We start from the raw sequence: 20,177 nt of genomic DNA, 5'->3' as shown, positions 1-20,177 counted from the left end.
AGGTTCAAACTAGAAAGGAAGTCATAGCATGCAGAAGAAATGGATATTGGCAGGAACGATCGCCGGTATGCTCGCACTGACCACAGCATGTGGAAACAGCGACACGGCAGCAAAGAAAACAGATGATGATAAAAAATCCGAACAAAAAGCAGAAAAGAAGGAAGAAACAGAGAAAGAGACTTCAGGAGCAAAATTGGAGAAGAAGGATTCTTCTTCAAACCAATCACAATCAGGCTTGATCAATCCTGATCTCGAAGCAAATCTTCCAGACGCCACCCTGGATGTCGTCTATGAAAATGAAGAGCCAGGCATAGAATTGAAATCGAATAAAATGTCCTTCATGGTCGACCGTTATCAAGTGGTTCACGTCACCAATGCTCCTGCTGGTGAATTCGATGGAGATGAAGCGTATATCGTATCCATGAATGGAAGCATCGACAATCAGACCGATGGAGATCTCTATTTCAACAACCCGGATATTCTCGGCACGGATCAGTTCGATACCCATATGATGAAACTGGACTACTCAAGGGAAGTCAGGCTTCGCCCTGAGATGGACGGCACCGTGGATGACCCCGCTCACTACAAAAAAGGCGAAAAGCAAGAAGGCGTACTTGAATACATATTGACGAAAGAGGAATACGAGACACTTAAGGATGCCAATGTGAAGCTTCGTGTCGCCCAAAGCTCTGCCGATAAGGATTTCTCGAAGAAAGTCAGCGATGAAAAAGTCTTTGACCTTCCCCTTTCGGGAGAAAATGCTGAAAAGCAATCGGCTGTTTCCAAGGAATTCTACCCTGACAGCATCCTGAAAGACAATGTAGCAGAAAAAGAGATGCTCGCCAAAAATGAATCCATCGGCAAAACCGAAACAGGTGAAAAGGTGGACGTCACACTCGATGGCGTGCAATTCACGAAGCTGACGCCGACGGAAAGCTACCAGGATGCCTTCACAGGATTCGGTGACGAAAACATCGTGGCTGCCACTGTTAAAGTCACAGTGAAAAACAACACAGATGCTGACATTACCCTTGACCAGTTCAGCACGTTCCTATCTACCGACAAGGTGCAATACCTTGATGAAGGTTCCCTTGCTTTTGATACGGGAAGCATCAAACCTGGGGAAACCGGTGAGAAGTACCTCGTTTACCTCATGAAGGAAAAGAGCGACTACGGAGAAGCGAAGGATTTCACCTTCCGACTGACTCACCTCACCAATCAAGATGGAAAAGACCTGTTGAAAAACGAACTGTCATTTGATGTACCGAAACAATGAAAAATGGCACAAAACGAAAAGGGTCCATTTACTGACGAACACGATCAGTATAGGTTCTTAATACCGCTCATGATTTCCGTGCATTCGCTGGAAACGATGAAATCGTAATGGTCATGAAACAAACGAAAAACCCGAATTCATTTGCCAGATCCTAAGCAAATGAATTCGGGTTTTACTATGACAAAAACACTTTTGTCCCAGGCTCTTCTTTTCATATCCACTCCACACCCGCCATGGTATAATCATTTTTGTAAGCGTTATCTACCCTATACAATGAGGAGTGTTTACATGTCGATCAACATTTATCTCAACTTTAATGGAAACTGCCGCGAAGCCGTCCTTTTCTATGCAGATGTCTTCCGCACAGAACCCCCGCACATCATGACCTTCAAGGAAGCCCCGCCAAGCCCTGATTTCCCCCTCCCGGAAGAAGCAAAGGAACTGATCCTCCATGCCAATATCGTCATCGACGGCGAAAAGATCATGTTTTCAGACACTTTCCCCGGCACACCCTTCATTGAAGGAAATAACATCACTTTAGCCATTGTCAAAGACGATAAAGAAGTGCTCACCGCACTCTTCGATCGCCTTAAAGAGCATGGCAAGGTTGATATGCCACTGCAGGAAACGTTCTGGAGCCCCCTCTACGGCCAGGTCACAGACAAGTTCGGCATCCAGTGGCAGTTCAACTACGAAGAATGATAGAAGCCTGCTGGCCGATCGGCCAGCAGGCTATTTGATTATCTTATATTCTTTTCATGGACGGAATCTTTTGATGCTTTCACTTTAGAAGATGGCTTCGGCTTTGGACCCTGGTGATCAGGACGGGCCTGTTCATATACCGCAGCACCTACAATTTCAGCCACATCCTGCAGCTTCGCTTTGCTGATTTTATCAATGGTGTCCTCTGGAGTATGATACCATGGCTCAAACGGACTGTGGATGAAGGCTCCCGCAGGGATTCCCGCTTCAGCAAACGGAACATGATCACTCCTTCCGCCTTCACCGATCGGCGTCGGGAATCCATTCAAACGTTCGCTCGCTGCCTGTGATAGCTCCGTTACGAGGTTCGGACTCCCGTCGAGTGTGCGAAGGACCAGATCACCTGCATCTCTGCTTCCCACCATGTCGAGATTGAAGTACCCGATAATCCTGTCACGTTCTTTTTGCGGGAGGGAGTCTACATAGTGATAAGACCCAAGCAGACCCAATTCTTCAGCACCGAATGTGATGAAGCGGATTTCTGTATCTGTCGGTACATTTTTGAACACTTTAGCCAGTTCCAAGGTGACAGCTGTTCCCGAGGCATCATCGTTCGCGCCCGGAGCACCTTCTACTGAATCATGATGGGCTCCGATGATGAGCACATCATCCGTGGCTTTTTTCTTATTGACCGGTGCCTTTTTAGCAATCACATTATGAGAGGTACGCTCAGATGTTTCAGCCCCCTCGATCGTCAGCCGGACGGTCTCTCCGATATGCCTGGTCAGTTTTTCTCCTTCAGCCTTGGAAAGGGTGATGGCCGGTATGTAGCGATCATCCGGTTCTCCCAAAGTCCCGCTCAGTTCTCCATCCGTATTGTTATAGATGATGACCCCTGCCGCTCCTGCTTCGGAAGCGTTGATGATCTTCTGTGCAAATGTGATTTCCCCTCTCTGGACAAGAACGATTTTCCCATTTACATCTAATCCATCAAAGTCTGCTTCTCTTCCAAGTCCTGCAGGTATGAGCTCGCCTGACACATCACCACTGACCGAGTAGGTGAATGCAGTCGGAGCCCACTCGCCTTCCACCCCTGAAAGTTCGATTGCAGTAGGTGCCGTGTACCCTATAAAGGTAAAGGGTTGAAGGGTCACATCATACCCGTACGATTCAAATTGTCGTTTTACAAACCTGATGGCATTTGCCTCGGATTCTGTCCCGGCCACCCTGGGGGTTTGTTGAAGATGGTCGATCGTCTGATAGATTCGCTCCGAATCAATTTTCTTGATCAAGTTCCGCTCATGCGGATTTTGCAAGAGTTCCCTTCCTGATTCAGGTGCCCCTGCAATGGCTGGTTGAAGTCCGATAGCGCCAAATGACAGGGTCGTTGCAAGTGCAATGGATACGACAGATTTTTTCAAACGGTTTCCTCCTCTGCTAATTTAATAGAATAATACCAATATTTTGTCATTAATTGAAAGAGTAGGAATAACCGGTAGAAAACTACTATTTATAGACCGGTCGCACGATCATATCCTACATCTTGCACCTGTAAGAGCCATCTCCGGGTGGAATCAAGCAGTGCTTGAAAAGCATGTGAAGAAGAATAGGTATGGGTACCATTCGGAATGATGATCTTTTCCACCTTACCTGACGGCCGGTTGGAAAAGCCTGAATGATAAAGGGAACAATAGTCAACGGGGATTTCTTCATCACCGTCACCATGGGCGAGAAAGACATTGCCCTTATAGTCCCCTGCTCGTCGTATCGGGTCCCATCCTTGAAGGGTCGTGAGGAAATCACGCCTCAGCTCATATCCCAAATAATCTGCCTTCCCGTCCTGCAAAACGGCTGCTTCCACTTCGTCGCCGATAATGCGCCCGAGATCCTTTCGCGGAGATCCGACCGCCGACCAGAGGGCGAGGTGGCGAACCTCTTCTTCGATGGCAGCTTCAAGGGCTACTGCACCCCCGAGGCTGTGTCCGATCAAGGCAATGCTTTCAGGGTCCACCCCTTTCAACCGTTTCACAAATCCGATGACGGCCTTCGTTTGTGCAATGAAGCGATCCTTTGTATTCAAGCCGTACTCCCCCATGCTTTCTCCGCAGCCATCGTAATCAAAACGAACGACGATGCTTGCGCTGAGTTCATTCGCCGCCTTCACGAATAATCGATCCACCCCCTCCTTTGAACCGACGAAACCATGACAGATGATGACGGCAGGGTGGATGCCGAGGCGCGTGGCGGGATACTGTATGGCTGCTGGAAGGTGGCTACCCTCCCATGGAATGGATGTATACCAACTCATCTTACCCTCTCCTTCTTCCTTGGTATGGTTTTTTCCTACGCTTTGTCGTACCCTCAAGGTCTGATTCCCGTGTGCAAAGATCCTGTACCTGATTCCTTACCAAACTACTTAACACGGACGCTCCCTCCTTTATCCTGACATTTAAAAGTAGTCACAGCGGTATGACTGATTAATCCAATCGTTTTAATCGGGTTTATATACAAAAAAAATCTCCCATAAGGAGATGCACGTTACTCTCTCCTTATCTGCCAGGCGGTGAAGCCTGCTGGAATGAGCACCTTCCACTTGGAGGTTGCTGCGGGATCGTTGGACCAGATTCCTTCCCCGACTCTTTATAAGGTAGTATAGACTAAATTATCTTACAATTCACTCTTTGTCAACCATAAATCCTACAGCAATACTATGAATTAAAACCAAATCCCCACTTGACAGGTTGGGTTTAACACTGTAAGATTGGCTCAACATCTTTACCCCCAATGATCCATATCGACCGAAGGCGCATCAACTGCCTTCGGTCCTTTTTTTTCGAGAAGTCAGTCTTCCATTTCATATCTCCCGTCTTCATAAATCCTGAACGACCCTACTTCCCCTGTCCCTCCTTCTTCTTTGAGGGTTTTTGATATCAGGTGGAGGATATAATAGGTCCCTTTTTCATCGGTCTTAGGCTTTCCATCACCATCATCGATTTGGATATCTCCTTCAGATGCCACGTTCAGCTCATCTTTTAAAAACTCAATGGCAGTCGCCGCATCCGTAATGCCTGCCGTGGTCCCGGGTTCCTCACCTGATCGTTGGGGTTCCGCACGCGCTGAGGACCCGTCGTCCTCTTCAGGCTCCTCCGTTTCCTGATCGTCGTCAGAAGGTTCCCCTGCTTCTTGATCTTCTTCTTCCAGTATTACTTGATCGGATGCTTCATCAGGCTGTTCCGGGATGGCCTCTTCCGTTGCCGCTTCTGTATCATCCGTTGCCTCCGTTTCCACCGGAGCCGTATTTCGTGGGGATTGTCCGCATGCCCCCATCATCAACATGATGGGGATCAGCGCGGTTAACAGTTTCCAGCCTGGAACGTTCATCGCCTTCTCCCCTTCCTCTTTTTTCCTCATACTCCCATTATTTCAGAAATAGGATGGCCGGACAACTCTCAGCCACAGGGGAAGGTCATTCTCTCGCCGATATCATCAAAAAGACAGTCTGAGTATAAACATTGGCTCAACGTGCACCCTATGCCTTACAATTATTTTATAACCTATCCGAGGAGGAACTATCATGAAATATACAGTCATTACTGGAGCAAGCTCCGGAATCGGCTATGAAGCTGCCTTGGCATTCGCAGCGCGTGGGAAGAATCTGATTCTTGCTGCCAGAAGGCAAGAGAACCTGGAGGAGTTGAAGGACCGGGTCCTGAAGTCCCATCCCGACCTTGATGTGAAACTCTACTCTACCGACCTGTCAGTCACGGCAAACGTTCATTCTTTCTATGAAGAAATCAAGTCGTTTGATCTGGAGACGTTTGTGAACAATGCCGGTTTCGGCAATTTCGATCCCGTCGGCGAGCAAAATCTGGACAAGATCGAACAGATGATGAGACTCAATATCGAAGCCCTCACGATCCTCTCCACCCTATACGTGCGCGACTTCTCACAGGTCGAAGGAACGCAGCTCATCAATATTTCCTCAGGCGGCGGCTACACGATCGTTGCCGATGCGGTCACCTACTGTGCGACCAAATTCTATGTGAGTGCCTTCACGGAAGGACTTGCGAGAGAGCTTTCCGAATCCGGTGCGAAGATGACAGCGAAGGTTCTTGCCCCTGCCGCTACGGAAACGGAATTCGCCCAACGATCCATTGATTCCGATCAGTTTGACTATGAAAAAGCACTGCCCAAATACCATACTGCGAAGGAAATGGCACAATTCCTCCTTGACCTGTATGATGGGAATCATGTTGTTGGAATCGTGAATGGTGAAACCTATGAGTTCCTGCTTCGTGATCCGATCTACCCATACGCATCAAGAACAAGAAACTAACATCCATGCAGAAAGGGTGTCCCGAAATGTCGGGACACCCTTTCTTTGATTATGCGCCTGCTTCCACCGGTACTGCCACCCAGTGACCACTCGACACTTCGACAAGCTCGGATGTTTGCAGCCCATAGCGATCTTCATCGGTCTGCTCCTCCAGAAGGACGCGCTCCTTCTTCTTCTCGATCGCCGGGTCCGGAATCGGGATGGCGGAGAGGAGAGACTTCGTATACGGATGTTGAGGGTTAGCGTAAAGCTCTTCGCTTTCGGCAAGCTCCACGATTTTCCCGGCATACATCACGGCGACCCGGTCACTGATATGCTTCACCATGGACAGATCATGGGCGATGAAGAGATACGTTAAGCCCAGACGCTTCTGAAGGTCCTGAAGAAGATCGACGATCTGTGCCTGAATCGACACATCAAGGGCTGATAGAGGCTCATCGCACACGATGAACTTCGGTTCCACCGCCAGGGCACGCGCGATTCCGATCCGCTGTCGCTGTCCACCGGAGAACTCATGGGGATAGCGCTTCGCATGGGAAGCCTGAAGCCCCACCATTTCAAGCAGTTCCTCCACACGCCGCTTCCGGTCCTGCTTCGTTTTGCACAGCCCGTGGATATCAAGGGCCTGACCGATGATATCCATTACTTTGAAACGGGGATTGAGTGACGCATAGGGGTCCTGGAAGATCATCTGCATATGGCGCCTCATCGCTTTCATTTCACGCTTCGTCATGCCGTTGACCGACATTCCTTCGTAGGTGACGACGCCACCTGTCGGCTCGTTCAACCGCAGGATCGCCCGTCCCGTCGTCGACTTGCCTGAACCCGATTCCCCCACAAGCCCCAATGTCTCTCCTTCACGGATGAAGAATGAGATATCATCCACCGCCTTCAAGGTATGGCCTTTCCCAAGGTCGAAATGCTGCCGGAGAGACGATACGTCCAGAAGTGGCGGCTTATCAGGTGAGGGATCCTTTTTGGATTTTTTCGGTTCATCGAGACGCGGCAGGGCATTCAGAAGCTTCTTCGTATACGGGTGCCTTGGTGATGCGAAGATTTCCTCTGTCGTCCCCCGTTCCACAATCTCCCCTTCCTTCATGACCACGACAGAGTCACACATGCCGGCCACCACCCCAAGATCGTGGGTAATGAGGATGATGGACGTACCGAACCGCTCCTGCATGTGCTTCATGACATTCAGGATCTGTTTCTGGATCGTGACATCCAGTGCCGTCGTCGGCTCGTCGGCAATCAGGAGGGTCGGTCTGCAGGCAAGGGCGATGGCAATCATCACACGTTGGCGCATCCCCCCGGAGAACTCATGGGGATATTGACTATAACGTTCCTCGCTATTGCGTATGCCCACCTGTTTCAGGATATCGATGGCTTCCTTCTTCGCCTGTTCCCGGCTGAGATCCTGATGTTTCATGAGGCTCTCGGCAATCTGGTTCCCGATCCGGATCGTCGGATTCAGGGACGTCATGGGATCCTGGAAGATCATTCCGATGTCCCGCCCGCGTATGGACTCCATCTCCTTCTCGGTCTTCTCCGCGAGATTCTCCCCGAGGAACGTGATCTCCCCTTCCTTCATATACGAGGGTGGGGATGGCAGCAGACGCATGATCGATCGTGCCGTCACGCTTTTCCCGCTGCCCGATTCCCCTACGATGCCAAGGGTCTCGCCTTTTTTCACTTCAAAACTCACACCGCGTACAGCATCGAATCCCTCTTCCTTTGATTGGAACGAGATATGCAAATTGTCTACTTTAAGAATTGATTCCACTATTTCCACCTGCCAGGACGATTTGTTAAATTTTCTAAAGTTTACATTGATTTTTCAAGAATGTGTATTTAAAATATACTAAACAGATCGGAATTATGCAATTTGAATTTTTATAAAGGAGGGCATCGCTTCACATGGAAACGGCGAAAGCTACTGGCACCTATGCACCAACCCCGATGTTCCAAGATACCTATCAAAAGATGCAGCGACGGAATCTATATCACTTCTTCATTCTGATTCTGGGATTACCGGTCCATCTCGTCGTCTTTTTCATCTACCTTCACAGAAAGAAGAACGACCCGTATCAGAAGCTCCTTCATGACATGAAACAGGGACTAGTCAAGGAGGGATTAAAAGCCACTTATTTAAAACGAGCAGAAGAAGAACTTCAAAGAAAGAATATGTTCTTCAATCAACAGGCATCTCCTTCAAGCATCAAGGCGAAGGCCGAACGACTTGCTCAGGAAAGATTGAACGAAACAGCGGAGGAGCGAACGCTCAAACAGCTCACCCTGAAGGATGAACGGAAGATTACGTACAAAGAAACCTTCGGGTCTCTCCTGCAGAACCCGACGTTCTTGGTCCTATCCGCTCTGCCTGGTCTCCCTATGTATCTACTACTGCTCTTATACAGCAATCATTTTGTAAAATACATATTCGAACGCCTCGTCATGAGCTTATTCGTCATCGTAGGGGTCGCATTCCTTGTCTTCACCATCCTGTATCTATCCCCGTTCAATCCGGCAGCGAACATACTCGGGGAGACAGCGACAAAGGATCAGATCGCTGCATTCAATGCCATTCACGGTTTGGATCAGCCTTATCTCGTCCAGCTTTGGAACACGATCAAAGGGATTGCCACCTTTGACCTCGGTTCTTCCTTTACGGGAAATGAAGAAGTCGCATCAAGCATCGGGAGGAAGTTCCCCATCACTCTGACACTGGCCATCATTTCACTGATCATGGCGATTGTAATCGCCATTCCGATCGGCATCGTTTCCGCGACGAAGCCGCGCTCATTCTTTGACTATACGTTTATGTTCGTGGCTCTGATCGGACTGTCCATCCCGAACTTCTGGCAGGGTCTCATCTTCATCCTGAACTTCTCGATCAAGTGGAAGTGGTTCCCGGCAACCTACACCCCAGGCAATTGGCTGTCGATCGTGATGCCGGCCGTCGTCCTCGGGACCGCCCTGACCGCATCGATTGCCCGGATGATGAGGTCATCCACCCTGGAAGTGATCAATGAGGACTATATCCTGACGGCCAAGGCGAAGGGATTGAACAAGCGCCAGGTACTCTGGAAGCATGCCGTTAGCAATGCCATGATCCCCGTCATCACGGTCATCGGTCTCCTCTTCGGTGGAATGCTCGGAGGTGCCGCAGTCACGGAGAAAGTGTTCAACATCAGCGGGATCGGAAGCTATATCGTCGATAAGCAGTTCATCCCCGATATTCCCGCCATCATGGGAGGGGTCGTCTATATAGCCATCACGATCTCCCTCGTCAACCTATTGATCGATATCCTGTATGCGTTCTTCGATCCGAGGATCCGATCCAAGATGAAACAATATTAAAGCAGGTGCATGTATGACAACCAACGTGGAAGTACCGCATTACAAAAAGAAATTCGCACTGAAAATATCATCTGAATATACCCAATCCACCTTCACATGGGTGCTGTCCCTGGCCATCACGCTCATCTTCCTATTCAACAGTTTCGACCTGTCAGATGGGTCCATGAAGCCGGTGGCATTCACATTCTTCGCTGCCTATGCATTCTTCACCATCGTACAGCTGGTGATCACGCGGCTGATCAAACGGGACCTGAACAGGGACGGGGTCATCCGGAAAAGCACGAGGCGCCTCGGCTACCTCCAGCTGCTCAGCCTGTTGACGGCCAATGTCTTCGTGGTCAGCGCCGCCTTCCTTCTGATCAAGGAAAAGAAATCGCCCGAATACACATTCTCGGTTTATATGATTATGACGCAGATCTTCGTCATTGCCGTATCGGCTCTGAATCTATTCAAACCGTACGTATCGGATACGTTCCTACTGGGGATTTTCCTGCTACTCGCCATCACTGTGTTCCACCTCGCCGTCCTATGGATGGTGATCACGTTCGATGAACGCCTGCCGAAATGGACTGGCGTTGTGGCGGTTCTATTGATGCTCACGGGATTGACGGGCAATCTATTCGCGATATTCCTCGGGTGGAACCTCCTCATGAAGTCACGGGGAGGACACCATCCCGTCACCGGTACATGGTACCGGGTGTGGGATAAGGTGACCGGCAATATGACATCCATGCTCGGGTTGTTCTTCATTGTCTTCCTGTTCTCGATTTCCGTCTGCAGCTACCTGACGTTCGATTATGCCCTCGCCGTAGAGAATAATTACTCGGCGATCCTGCAGACGCCGAATCTTGCCTACCCCCTCGGAACCGATGATTATGGAAGGGATCTGTTCTCCAGGATCATCTTCGGGGCGCGGATATCCCTTATCGTCGGGTTCCTCTCAACGTTGATCCCGTTCATCCTCGGCGGAATCCTCGGGGCGATTTCGGGCTATTACGGTCAGCGGACCGACAATATCATCATGAGGCTCCTGGATGTCCTCTATGCGATTCCGGGGATCCTCCTCGCCATCGTCATCATCGCGGCATTCGGGTCCAACACGACGACCCTTGTCCTTGCACTGAGTGTCGGATCGATCCCGACCTATGCCAGGACAATGAGAGCCAATGTGCTCATGGTATCAAACTATGAATATGTCGATTCCGCCCGCGCACTGGGCACAGGGAATCTCGAAATCATCTTCCGGCATGTGGTGCCGAACTCACTGGCGCCCATGATTGTCAAATCGACCCTCACCATCGGGGGGGCGGTGATCGCCACCAGCAGTCTGAGCTATCTTGGACTCGGTATCGAGCCGCATATACCCGAGTGGGGAAACATCCTGAAGATCGGCAGCACGTATCTTGAAACACATTCCTATCTCGCCATCTACCCGGGTCTTGCCATCATCCTCCTTGTCCTCTCCTTCAATTTCCTTGGAGACGGACTTCGGGATGCCCTTGATCCGAAGTTAGACTAAAACCAACACCTTAGGAGGTCATTCATTTTGAAAAAATCCATTTTCGCCGTGTTCCTTGCGCTTGTCCTGTTTGCTGCAGGCTGCGTGAACACAAAATCAGATGTAGCAGAAGACAGCAAGAACGATGGGAAGAAGCCGACCATTGAAATCCTCGGCATGAGTTCAAGCGAATCCGATATCAATATCCTTCGCGACCAGCTAGTGAAAAACGGCTTCGATGTGAAGCTGAATGTTCAACCTGACTATGGAAGCTTCAAATCACAGCAGGATGCAGGGAACTATGACGTCGCCCTCTCCAGCTGGACGACGGTGACAGGTAACCCTGACTATGCCGTTCGCTCGGTCTTTAAATCCGGCGGAGATTACAGCACCATTGCCGATGATAAGGTCGACAAACTGATTGATGAAGCAAGTACGCAAACGCCTGAAGAATTCACCAAAACGTACAAAGCATTGGAAGACCGCCTTGTATTCGAGAAAGCGTATATCGCACCGCTCTATATCTCATACAAAGCACAGGGAATCAACAAGGACGTTCTGAACACCGATACCGTCCGCCTCTCCAAATCCCGTGCCCTTGCGTGGGAAACAATCGACTTCAATGACGAAGCGAAACGCGATAACGATCCACTGATCATGCAGCAAAGCATCCCGACCCTGACGTCCCTTGACCCGATCAAAGGGAATGATGGTTCCATCAATACGATCAACACGAATATGTATGTAAGGCTTGTGAATCTGACCGATGATGACAATGTCACCGCTGACGGTTCCCTCTCCCGCAACTACACGATCGGCGAAGGAAATTCAGAGTACTATTTCCTACTTCGCGATGATATCAATTTTGCCAAAGTGACAGACAAAAAGGCCGTCGATTCCGGTGAGCGCGTCGGTGCCGACGATGTCATCTTCTCCCTGAACCGTGCAAAGGATAAGGATTCCGTTCCTGATCACCGTACGTACACCCTCCATGAGCATATCAAGGATGCAGAAGTCGTGACCGACCTGAAGGAACTCGACGGGAAAACCAATGACGGAAAAACCATCCGTGAAAGCCTGGAGAATGGCCTTGATCAAAAAATCTCAAGCCTTGTGGACGATAAAAATGACGCCGATAACGGCAGCGGGAAGTACCAGGTTGTGAAAATGACCACGACTGAACCATTCCCTCAAGTATTGAACTACCTTGCACACCAATCGGCCGGGATCGTATCGAAGAAACAAGTGGAAAGCATCAACACGTATGATGTCGCATCCTTCGATGTCAAAAAAGACATCCCGTACGGTGACCAAAACACCGTGACAGAAGGCGACAAATACGATAACAGCCTTTATGCAAGCGGACCATATATCATGACGTACAAAAACGATTATGAAGCCGTCTTCCAAAAGAACCCAGCCTACATGAAAGGCACTGAAAACGAAGCGAAGATCAGCAACATCAACGTCCGCTTCATCGCTGAAGCAGACAGCGCCCTGTCCGCCCTGCGTAACGGGGAAATCCATTTCTACTACGGAGTCCCTGAAACAAAATACGAAACCGTCGAAAAAGACGACAAACTGAAGCTGCAGCGCATCGAAAGCAACGGCGTATCGTACCTGCTCTTCAATTCCAAAGGCCGTGACGTTTCCAAAAGCGACGACCTAAGAAAAGCCGTCCTGTACTCCATCAACCAAGATGAGTTCATCGACTATTATCAAGGCAACAAAATCAAAGCTGTCTCCACCGTCAGCCCTCTTGTCAACACAGGCAACGAGCTGAAGGCCGACAGTGATAAAGTGAAGGAATTCCTGAAGAAATATCAAGAGAATAAGTAATCGGAAAGAGCCTGCCGGAAGAGATCCGGCAGGCTCTTAATTTGCTTCATTTCTGTTTCCGGTACAGCAGGATAAAGTAAACGCATATGAGCATGACGCTATATAAAAGGATCCACCCATAGTTTGCGTAAACAGACGCCGATATGGAAGACAGATCATCGCCCATACCCATGATATCCAGCGAGCGATAGAGGGGAGGAAGGAACCACATCACCACTGGGGCAATCCATTTCCCCATGGATGCCAACGCCAGGGTAAGGATGAGCACCGAGAGCGTCCCCCACCATGTGTTCAACGGATTCCTCATCCATTCCCTTGTGAAGAGGGCCGACAAGGAGATGGATAAGACGCTCAGTGAGAAGTGGGCAAGCACCCCCATTATGACATGATATTGATTCACCCCTTCCCCGAACCCTCCGATGACCAAGGGATACCCGACCGACAGGATGCTGAGGACGAAGCCATTAAGCAGGGCAATGGTATAAAGGGATGCATGATAGCGCCATACCTGCCTCGCATGCATGAGCGTCACTTCTTTTTGACCCTTGTCCTCCGCATGGAAGATGGTGATCGTGATCCACCCCATGATGAAGAACAGGGCGATGGACGTAAAGGAATAGCTGTCCAAGATGGGATTGGGCGTATATGTGTAATTCAGCATCAGGACGAATAGGTATACGAATAAGGGCGGTATAGATTTAAAGGTACGCAGATGAACAAGGAAGGAATAGCGGAACAGCGCCATCATGACTGAACCACCCCTCTTCCCTCGATCATTGAAGCGTCGACTCCTACTTCTTTGATGGACGCTCCTCTTTGCAGAAGTGCCAGGAGCACCCCGTCCATTTCATCCTCACCCAGCATCGCTTCCATGCGCAACCGGTCATCGGTTAGTTCGAGTGATTTTTTCATTTCAAGAAGAGGAGTTACATGATCCAGTTCTGTTGAATGGATATCAAAGACAATCCTGAATTTTTCCCTGAGTAAACGCTCCTCTTTCACCAGTCCCTTGTCTTTTATAACAAAGATCTGATCGGCAAGCCTGCTCAGCCTTCTGGATTCATGACAGGTGAAGACGATGCCCACCCCGGTTCCTTTCAACTGCCCAAACAATTCCTCTAACTCCTGCTGTGCACGGGCATCAAGTCCGGACAGGGGCTCATCCATGATAAGGAGATGCGGCTCTTCCAACATGGCCTGCATGATGAGGACCTTTTGCTTCATCCCTTTGGAAAAGGTGGAGATACGCTGATTTTTGACGGACTCCAGCCGGAAATCTTCCAGGAGCCTGGTTATCCGCATTTGAAGCAATCCATCTTCCATCCCGCGGATCTTCCCCATATGAGTCAAGTATTCTACCGGAGTGAATGGAATGCTCCCCGGCGTGATTTCCGGCACATAACTAATAGTCAGAGGCATCACGTCATGATAGATGGTTCCATCGTCCACCTTGCTCATGCCAGCTATCAATTTCAATAATGTACTCTTACCTGCCCCATTGTCTCCCCGAAGCATGACGATTTGATTGCTGTACAAAGAGAACGATATCTCTCTTAATACTTGGTGATGTTTATACTTTTTTGAGATATTCACAGCCGTAAGCAGTGCAGACACGCTCTCTACCCTCTTTCACTTCTTTTGGAAATATATTCTTATTCATTATTACAGAAATACCCATCGGTTTCCATAAAAAAAGCGACTCCCTTCCCATAAAGGAGGAGTCACTTATTTACTGGGTGCCCGGATTATCTGTACTGATCATGCGCCGGGATGAACAGATCCTCTTCCGATTTCCTGACCATGGCAAAATGCTCGACGTTATAATGGCCGTGAAGCGTCGCATTATGATGCCCAATGATCTTATCCGCAGGGAGTGCTTTCGAGTCAGAAGTGGTGTGACCATCTCCAACAAGTGTCACGTCAAATCCGTTGACCGTCGCTGTCCGGACCGCCGTATCAATGCAGTACTCCGTCTTGCAACCCATCACCACAAGGTGACCGATGCCGGCATCCTTCAAATGGGCGAGAAGCGGGGTACCGTGAAAAGAATTCGTCGCTGCTTTATCAAAAATCACAGCGTTCTCCGGTACATGGATCTCCTTGTGGATCTCAAATCCAGGACCCTTTCCTTCCGCCACATCCACATCGCGGATGAAGACCATATCAACCTGTTCCTCTTGCGCTTTGGCAATCACCCGATTGATTGTGGAGATGACCCGCTCCTTTTCCCAGACCGGCACCTCGACTTCGCTACCGTCCATGAGATCTTGCTGACAATCGATGATTAATAATGTCTGTTTCAACTCATCTTCCCCTTTATGTATGGCATGCTTATCCCTTCTATATTATCATACTATTCGGATATCTTTCTTTGTTTTTATGAGTCCGGGGATGAACAGGAAGGGGTAGAGTAGTAGATACAGATTGAATCCCCACCACGCCGCATCAAAGTCCTTCATCCATGCCCAGAAGGCAACCGCCTGCAGACCGGAACAGCTGGTGAGCACAAGGGAAATCAGGGCAAGGCCCTTCCAAGATGGATTGCCTCTCTTCAGTAGATAGAGACTGGTTAATCCGGTTGCGGAAATCAGAAGATCCAGTGGGAGGAACGACCAGTTCCATGCCACGATATGGGGATCATCATAATCCTTGAACGCCCATTCCTGCGGAATCCACCCCATGAATGTCACGAGCCAATAGATGATGAACCCGATGTCTGTGATGAGGAAAAATCCTTTCATGACCCTCAACTGTTCGTTTCCTCCCCAATCTGCGGAGCATCTGCCGTACTGTGACCACCTGCCACATTCAGGATCACCACACCGGCAATGATCAAGATGATCGCCACCGCCTTCAGCCAGGTGATGGTCTCACCGAAGTAAAACACCCCGATGAAAGTGATGATCACAATGCCCATCCCCGACCACACCGCATATGCAAGGGATACATCCAGTCCCTTCAAGGCAAGCGTCAAAAATGACAAACTCGCTATATAGAAAACCATCAATAAGATACTCGGTCCCACTCTCGTAAAGCCCTCCGACGCCTTCATGCTCGACGTCCCCGCGACCTCGAACAATATGGCCGCGATGAGATAGATCCAGTGCATGATAGATCACTCCTTTTAAATGGGTAGGGTTTGTGCCTGGCACCTTTTGCCCCTTTTGTGCCTGGCACCTTTTCCTCTTTTTGTGCCTGGCACCTTTTCCCCCTTTTGTGCCTGGCACCTTTTCCCCTTTTTGTGCCTGGCACCTTTCGCCTCTTTTGTGCCTGGCACCTTTTGCCCTTTTTGTGCCTGGCACCTTTCGCCTCTTTTGTGCCTGGCACCTTTCGCCTCTTTTGTGCCTGGCACCTTTTCCTCTTTTTGTGCCTGGCACCTATAAGGAAGCTCTTTTTAGCACGAACTGCGGAAGTCCAAATTCCCGCTTCAGTAGCTTAATGCATTTAAAGGGATGACTTCTCGATCTCATCATATAAACTCGTAAGGAATGGAAGATCTTCGCGATACTGGTGATCGAGTATGCTGAGCTCATCAAACGAAAACCAGGCGGCTTCTTCCACTAACTGATCGGGGTCGTTCAGGGGCTTCGGGCTGCCATTCACCGCTACAAGGAAGTAATGAATGCAGACGTCGTAGCCTTTGACGACGGTCGTTTTGATCTTCAGTTTCTTCAAGATCTTCACGGGGTATCCCGTCTCCTCCATCATTTCCCTTACGCAACAGGCTTCAGGCGTTTCGTCTTCTTCGATGCCGCCTGATGGGATTGCCCACTTGGTGGAGTTGTATCCTCTTACGAGAAGGACTTCACCTTTATCATTGAAGCAGACACCTGCCGAACCATTCCATGTTTTTGTCATTTTACATTTCCTCCGTTTTCAGTATGACTTCTTTCGATGCAGCTCCCGACATCCTGGCAGTGAGGATACCGTAACACAGTGATCCACCAAGACCGATCAGGAGCAAGAGGCCGCCCATGTAGACCGGTGACAGCCACTCGCCGACGACGATGAGAAGGGAAGCAATGATCATGGCTCCGTAACCAGTGAGGCTATAGAAGGCCATGTAGGTACTCCTCCCGTTCTCGGGTGCCAAGTCACCGATCATCGCCTGTTTGATCGGTACATACATCAGCTCTCCCACGGTACCGAAGAACATGAGGATGAAGAGGAACAGGATATTGTTGGTGACCGCAAAAGCACTGAAACAGATTGTAAAAACAATAAGGCCAGTAAGCAGGGTGGTCCGGTCCTTCCACTTCCTGAACACGAGCAGAACGAGGGCTGATAGTGCCACGACCAGGAGTGTATTTTCCGTCCGGAGAAATCCAAGGAGCCTGGTCCCGTCGAGTTCAAAGCTTAAACCGAATACGCTTCCTGTCTGCTGCGGAATATCCCGCTCAAAACGGATGCCGATGTAGTTTGTGAGGGACTGTTCCAACGTAAGGATCAAAATGCCCCCGACGATGAAATACATGAACAGCTTATCTTTCAACACGCTGCTGTAACTGATGGATACAGGAGGTACATCTTCATGGAAATCCTGAGGTGAATAGCTTTCCGAGATGAACAGGATCGTGACCAGTAAAGAAATAAACGTGATGGACGTGACGCCGATGAAGAGCTGGAACAAGTAGTCTTTGAAGAGAAATGCCCCGACGACACCTCCGATGGCATTGGCAAGATTGGCAAGCCAATAGCTGATGGTGAAGACGGTTTTCCGAGAAGCGGAGTCTGTGACGTCGATGATCATAGCTTGTGCTGCGGGACTGAACAGACCACCAAAGAACATATTGAAGATGAAGAGAAAGGCTGTTACATAGGGAAGATCGAACCATGGTGAGTTACACAGGGTGATGAAGACATAGGAGACCAGGAGCCCGAGCTCCCCGTACACCATGATCTTCTTCCTCCCCCATTTATCGGACAAGGTACCCCCGAGGAAACCGCCGGCAATGCCACTCAGGATCACGACCACCAGGACGATACCCGTGATTGCGGCCCCGAGCTTACCGGCAAAATAGATTGCCAGGAACGGCATGACGGCCATGGAGACAAGTCCGCCGAAAAACTGCATCACCAGCCGGAATTTGACGTTGGGATGGATTTCCTTCAGTTTCACCATTCCCTCGCACCGTCGGGGTGATGATACGGACCGAAGAGGCGTATGGCTTGTATCTTCAACGCTTCCCAGAGTCTGAGATTACTTGGGTCGTCTATGTAGGTGAGGCGCATTCCATTCAAAGTCGACATATAGGAGTGGGCCAGAAGGTCATGCGGGTCGGGATAGAACACCCCCATCTTCTGTCCCTCCTCCAGTACGGGACTCACCGACTCAATAAAATCGGACACAAAGCCGTCCAGCTCCTCGAACAAAGCCGGATAGCGATCGAGCCTAGCCAACACCTGCTGGACAAGGCGGAGGAATTCACTTTTTTCTGAAAAGATCGTGACATGACGGTCGACCATGGCCGTAATGATTTCCATGGGGTCACCGGTAAACGTCCCCTGGATGTCGAGGAAATGCGGTTTGATCTCCTCAAGCTGTTCCAGAATCACGGTCTCATAGAGCATTTCCTTCGTCTCGAAATAAGTGAAGACCGTTCCGAAGCTTACACCTGCTTCCTTTGCGATATCCGCTACAGTCGTCTCGAAATAGCCCTTTTCGCTGAAGATTTTGCTTGCAGCACGAAAGATCCGGTCGCGTTTAAGCCTCTTCTTTTCCTCCATCGATGGTTTCATGGCGTATCTCCCTTAAAATTGATTGATTGATCAATCAATAATATACACCTAAAGATTTCCATCGTCAACACCTATTTTCGAAAATTCAGAATCAAGAAGACAACAGCCATTCTTCCCTGGTCAATGCATAAATCGCCTGCCTCGCCCCGAATCGCTCCACTTCTTCTTCCACTCTCATCCCGAGATTTTCCAATAGCCTGCATGATCGTTCATTCAACACTTGGGTTTCAGCCACGATGCGATGGAGCTCCAGCTTCTGAAAGCCATGAGTCAACACTGCAGCCACGGCTTCCTTGGCATATCCCTTCCCCCAGTGCTCCGGTAAAAACTGATAGGACACCTCCGTATCCTGGCCATTGTGATGGGTCGAAAGGGATACTCCTCCAAAAAATGTACCGTCCTTCAAATCGCGAACAGCCCATTGGAGCTGCTGTCCCATCACTGCCATTAACCCTTCAAAATCCAGATCGGTCCTGACTCCGCCAAGATATCGCCTGACATCTTCGTCTGCATATAACCTCCTGATGGACAGGATATCCTTATCCGTCATACGCTCGATTAAACATCTCTCAGTTCTCATCATCTTTCTTACCCCAGCTTTCCCTGATTTCGTTCACGATGACATCCGGTCGGTCCCAATGAATCAAATGGGATGCCTGAGGGATATCCTTCACAATCGCCTTGGCACCATCTTTAAACAACGTAGCCATATGAATCCGGTTTTCCTCACGATGAGGCGGCAGTGTTGCACGCAAAAGGACGATCCCCCGTGGCAATCGATCATAATGCTCAAGGACTTCATGCCGGTGCATGGCCATGACGTATGCTGCACCCGTTTCCCCCCGTGCGTGCCAATAATATCGCCCATCCTTCATCAAAGCAAGATCTTCTCCTGCGCGGTCCAGAGCTTCTGACCTCCTGGTTCCGCTGTATACCGCTTCATTCAGGAACTCTTCCCATGTACTCCAAGAATCTTCAAAATCCTTGCGGTAATACGCGGCTTCATCGGCTTCACTAATACTTCCAAGGCTCTTCGCCTGGTAGCCTCCGTCAATCAGGATGGAGCCCCTTACCTTGTCACGGTTCTCCAACAGATAGAATAAATGGGCGAAACTTCCCCAGGAGTGGGAGAGTAAATAGAAGTCTTCCAGTTTCAGTGCTTGGATGACCCCCTCCAGCCACTCAGCCATCCTTGGCATTTCATAGTCTTCCGGATTTGCAAAAGGGGCAGTCCGGCCATGACCGGGTGCATCAACGGCGATGATCCTGAATTCATCTTTTAATTCCTCAGCAATTTCAATGAAACTGAGAGCCGTACTGCCCAGGCCGTGCAGGCAGAAAATCACAGGTCGATCTTGTTGCCCCCATTCCGTGATATGAATGGCATTGTCTATCCAATAATCTCTCATCTTGTACCTCCAATGGCA

At 49.6% G+C, this 20,177-nt stretch carries 20 protein-coding genes and 1 riboswitch; of the genes, 6 read left to right on the top strand and 14 right to left on the bottom strand.

All coding sequences use genetic code 11. The annotated features are described in order from the left end of the window. The first annotated feature begins 28 nt into the window (after positions 1–28). Both ACNA6I_RS18250 and ACNA6I_RS18245 read left to right on the top strand, forming a co-directional pair. Entirely contained in the window at positions 29–1,276 is a 1,248-nt protein-coding gene (locus tag ACNA6I_RS18250) for a DUF5068 domain-containing protein (protein ID WP_048013322.1), read from the top strand. Between the two features lie 288 nt (positions 1,277–1,564). Beyond that, a complete protein-coding gene (locus ACNA6I_RS18245) occupies positions 1,565–1,978 on the top strand; it encodes a VOC family protein (protein WP_048013323.1) in 414 nt (137 codons plus the stop codon). Positions 1,979–2,016: 38 nt separating this feature from the next. Here the strand turns inward: ACNA6I_RS18245 and ACNA6I_RS18240 are convergent, their stop codons facing one another. The 3 genes from ACNA6I_RS18240 to ACNA6I_RS18230 all read right to left on the bottom strand — a co-directional run bounded on the left by ACNA6I_RS18240 (position 2,017) and on the right by ACNA6I_RS18230 (position 5,389). Then, positions 2,017–3,399 carry a M28 family peptidase gene (locus ACNA6I_RS18240; RefSeq protein ID WP_416313937.1) on the bottom strand — a complete coding sequence of 461 codons (1,383 nt, stop codon included), beginning with the start codon at positions 3,397–3,399 and terminating at the stop codon, positions 2,017–2,019. Between the two features lie 89 nt (positions 3,400–3,488). Beyond that, on the bottom strand, positions 3,489–4,286 hold the full coding sequence (locus ACNA6I_RS18235) for an alpha/beta hydrolase (protein WP_048007112.1): 798 nt from the start codon (positions 4,284–4,286) through the stop codon (positions 3,489–3,491). Between the two features lie 238 nt (positions 4,287–4,524). Next, positions 4,525–4,627: riboswitch (SAM riboswitch) on the bottom strand. Between the two features lie 192 nt (positions 4,628–4,819). Next, the gene (locus ACNA6I_RS18230; RefSeq protein WP_048014581.1) at positions 4,820–5,389 is read right to left on the bottom strand and encodes a hypothetical protein; all 570 of its coding nucleotides are present in this window, start codon (positions 5,387–5,389) and stop codon (positions 4,820–4,822) included. A 163-nt stretch (positions 5,390–5,552) separates the two neighbouring features. On the opposite strand from ACNA6I_RS18230, the gene ACNA6I_RS18225 reads away from it, so the two are divergent. Further along, positions 5,553–6,314 carry an SDR family NAD(P)-dependent oxidoreductase gene (locus ACNA6I_RS18225; RefSeq protein WP_048013326.1) on the top strand — a complete coding sequence of 254 codons (762 nt, stop codon included), beginning with the start codon at positions 5,553–5,555 and terminating at the stop codon, positions 6,312–6,314. A 49-nt stretch (positions 6,315–6,363) separates the two neighbouring features. Here the strand turns inward: ACNA6I_RS18225 and ACNA6I_RS18220 are convergent, their stop codons facing one another. Beyond that, the gene (locus ACNA6I_RS18220) at positions 6,364–8,097 is read right to left on the bottom strand and encodes a dipeptide ABC transporter ATP-binding protein (RefSeq protein WP_416313936.1); all 1,734 of its coding nucleotides are present in this window, start codon (positions 8,095–8,097) and stop codon (positions 6,364–6,366) included. Positions 8,098–8,231: 134 nt separating this feature from the next. Here ACNA6I_RS18220 and ACNA6I_RS18215 point away from each other — a divergent pair, with 134 nt between their 5' ends. The 3 genes from ACNA6I_RS18215 to ACNA6I_RS18205 are packed head-to-tail and all read left to right on the top strand — an operon-like array spanning position 8,232 to position 13,011. Next, positions 8,232–9,674: an ABC transporter permease gene (locus ACNA6I_RS18215; RefSeq protein ID WP_416313935.1), complete on the top strand. Its 1,443-nt coding sequence runs from the start codon at positions 8,232–8,234 to the stop codon at positions 9,672–9,674. A gap of 13 nt (positions 9,675–9,687) precedes the next feature. Further along, positions 9,688–11,193, top strand: coding sequence for an ABC transporter permease (locus tag ACNA6I_RS18210; RefSeq protein WP_416313934.1), 1,506 nt, complete (start codon positions 9,688–9,690; stop codon positions 11,191–11,193). Positions 11,194–11,217: 24 nt separating this feature from the next. Next, complete coding sequence (locus ACNA6I_RS18205) at positions 11,218–13,011, top strand: ABC transporter substrate-binding protein (protein WP_048007118.1); 1,794 nt, start codon at positions 11,218–11,220, stop codon at positions 13,009–13,011. Between the two features lie 46 nt (positions 13,012–13,057). On the opposite strand, the gene ACNA6I_RS18200 is transcribed toward ACNA6I_RS18205, so the two are convergent. The 10 genes from ACNA6I_RS18200 to ACNA6I_RS18155 all read right to left on the bottom strand — a co-directional run bounded on the left by ACNA6I_RS18200 (position 13,058) and on the right by ACNA6I_RS18155 (position 20,159). Further along, a complete protein-coding gene (locus ACNA6I_RS18200; RefSeq protein ID WP_416313933.1) occupies positions 13,058–13,759 on the bottom strand; it encodes an ABC transporter permease in 702 nt (233 codons plus the stop codon). Further along, entirely contained in the window at positions 13,756–14,625 is an 870-nt protein-coding gene (locus tag ACNA6I_RS18195) for an ABC transporter ATP-binding protein (protein WP_048007120.1), read from the bottom strand. Before ACNA6I_RS18195 ends, ACNA6I_RS18200 begins: the two co-directional genes overlap by 4 nt. Before the next feature lie 131 nt (positions 14,626–14,756). Further along, positions 14,757–15,314, bottom strand: coding sequence for an isochorismatase family protein (locus ACNA6I_RS18190; protein ID WP_416313932.1), 558 nt, complete (start codon positions 15,312–15,314; stop codon positions 14,757–14,759). Between the two features lie 45 nt (positions 15,315–15,359). Continuing rightward, positions 15,360–15,761, bottom strand: coding sequence for a DUF5360 family protein (locus ACNA6I_RS18185; protein ID WP_048007121.1), 402 nt, complete (start codon positions 15,759–15,761; stop codon positions 15,360–15,362). Further along, on the bottom strand, positions 15,758–16,120 hold the full coding sequence (locus ACNA6I_RS18180; protein WP_048007122.1) for a DMT family transporter: 363 nt from the start codon (positions 16,118–16,120) through the stop codon (positions 15,758–15,760). The genes ACNA6I_RS18185 and ACNA6I_RS18180 overlap by 4 nt, the downstream gene beginning before the upstream one ends. A gap of 335 nt (positions 16,121–16,455) precedes the next feature. Beyond that, the gene (locus ACNA6I_RS18175; protein ID WP_416313931.1) at positions 16,456–16,869 is read right to left on the bottom strand and encodes an NUDIX hydrolase; all 414 of its coding nucleotides are present in this window, start codon (positions 16,867–16,869) and stop codon (positions 16,456–16,458) included. Between the two features lies 1 nt (position 16,870). Next, positions 16,871–18,133, bottom strand: a complete 1,263-nt coding sequence (locus ACNA6I_RS18170; protein WP_416313930.1) for an MFS transporter — start codon at positions 18,131–18,133, stop codon at positions 16,871–16,873. Further along, positions 18,127–18,750 carry a TetR/AcrR family transcriptional regulator gene (locus ACNA6I_RS18165; protein WP_416313929.1) on the bottom strand — a complete coding sequence of 208 codons (624 nt, stop codon included), beginning with the start codon at positions 18,748–18,750 and terminating at the stop codon, positions 18,127–18,129. Before ACNA6I_RS18165 ends, ACNA6I_RS18170 begins: the two co-directional genes overlap by 7 nt. Positions 18,751–18,841: 91 nt before the next feature. Continuing rightward, the gene (locus tag ACNA6I_RS18160; RefSeq protein WP_416313977.1) at positions 18,842–19,330 is read right to left on the bottom strand and encodes a GNAT family N-acetyltransferase; all 489 of its coding nucleotides are present in this window, start codon (positions 19,328–19,330) and stop codon (positions 18,842–18,844) included. After that, positions 19,320–20,159, bottom strand: coding sequence for an alpha/beta fold hydrolase (locus ACNA6I_RS18155; RefSeq protein ID WP_416313928.1), 840 nt, complete (start codon positions 20,157–20,159; stop codon positions 19,320–19,322). The genes ACNA6I_RS18160 and ACNA6I_RS18155 overlap by 11 nt, the downstream gene beginning before the upstream one ends. Positions 20,160–20,177: the final 18 nt, after the last annotated feature.

The sequence above is a fragment of the Rossellomorea sp. FS2 genome, assembly GCF_047915635.1.
Taxonomy (GTDB): Bacteria; Bacillota; Bacilli; order Bacillales; family Bacillaceae_B; genus Rossellomorea; species Rossellomorea marisflavi_A.
The sequence above is the reverse complement of the archived record's forward strand: the minus strand, read 5'-3'. Positions and strand labels throughout refer to the sequence as shown.

Excerpts from the sequence above, each read along its gene's own strand:
- ACNA6I_RS18250 (WP_048013322.1), top strand. The coding sequence starts at position 29 with ATGCAGAAGAAATGGATATTGGCAGGAACGATCGCCGGTATGCTCGCA.
- ACNA6I_RS18245 (WP_048013323.1), top strand. The coding sequence starts at position 1,565 with ATGTCGATCAACATTTATCTCAACTTTAATGGAAACTGCCGCGAAGCC.
- ACNA6I_RS18235 (WP_048007112.1), bottom strand. The coding sequence starts at position 4,286 with ATGAGTTGGTATACATCCATTCCATGGGAGGGTAGCCACCTTCCAGCA.
- ACNA6I_RS18230 (WP_048014581.1), bottom strand. The coding sequence starts at position 5,389 with ATGAGGAAAAAAGAGGAAGGGGAGAAGGCGATGAACGTTCCAGGCTGG.
- ACNA6I_RS18225 (WP_048013326.1), top strand. The coding sequence starts at position 5,553 with ATGAAATATACAGTCATTACTGGAGCAAGCTCCGGAATCGGCTATGAA.
- ACNA6I_RS18215 (WP_416313935.1), top strand. The coding sequence starts at position 8,232 with ATGGAAACGGCGAAAGCTACTGGCACCTATGCACCAACCCCGATGTTC.
- ACNA6I_RS18210 (WP_416313934.1), top strand. The coding sequence starts at position 9,688 with ATGACAACCAACGTGGAAGTACCGCATTACAAAAAGAAATTCGCACTG.
- ACNA6I_RS18200 (WP_416313933.1), bottom strand. The coding sequence starts at position 13,759 with ATGATGGCGCTGTTCCGCTATTCCTTCCTTGTTCATCTGCGTACCTTT.
- ACNA6I_RS18180 (WP_048007122.1), bottom strand. The coding sequence starts at position 16,120 with ATGCACTGGATCTATCTCATCGCGGCCATATTGTTCGAGGTCGCGGGG.
- ACNA6I_RS18175 (WP_416313931.1), bottom strand. The coding sequence starts at position 16,869 with ATGACAAAAACATGGAATGGTTCGGCAGGTGTCTGCTTCAATGATAAA.
- ACNA6I_RS18170 (WP_416313930.1), bottom strand. The coding sequence starts at position 18,133 with ATGGTGAAACTGAAGGAAATCCATCCCAACGTCAAATTCCGGCTGGTG.
- ACNA6I_RS18165 (WP_416313929.1), bottom strand. The coding sequence starts at position 18,750 with ATGAAACCATCGATGGAGGAAAAGAAGAGGCTTAAACGCGACCGGATC.
- ACNA6I_RS18160 (WP_416313977.1), bottom strand. The coding sequence starts at position 19,330 with ATGAGAACTGAGAGATGTTTAATCGAGCGTATGACGGATAAGGATATC.
- ACNA6I_RS18155 (WP_416313928.1), bottom strand. The coding sequence starts at position 20,159 with ATGAGAGATTATTGGATAGACAATGCCATTCATATCACGGAATGGGGG.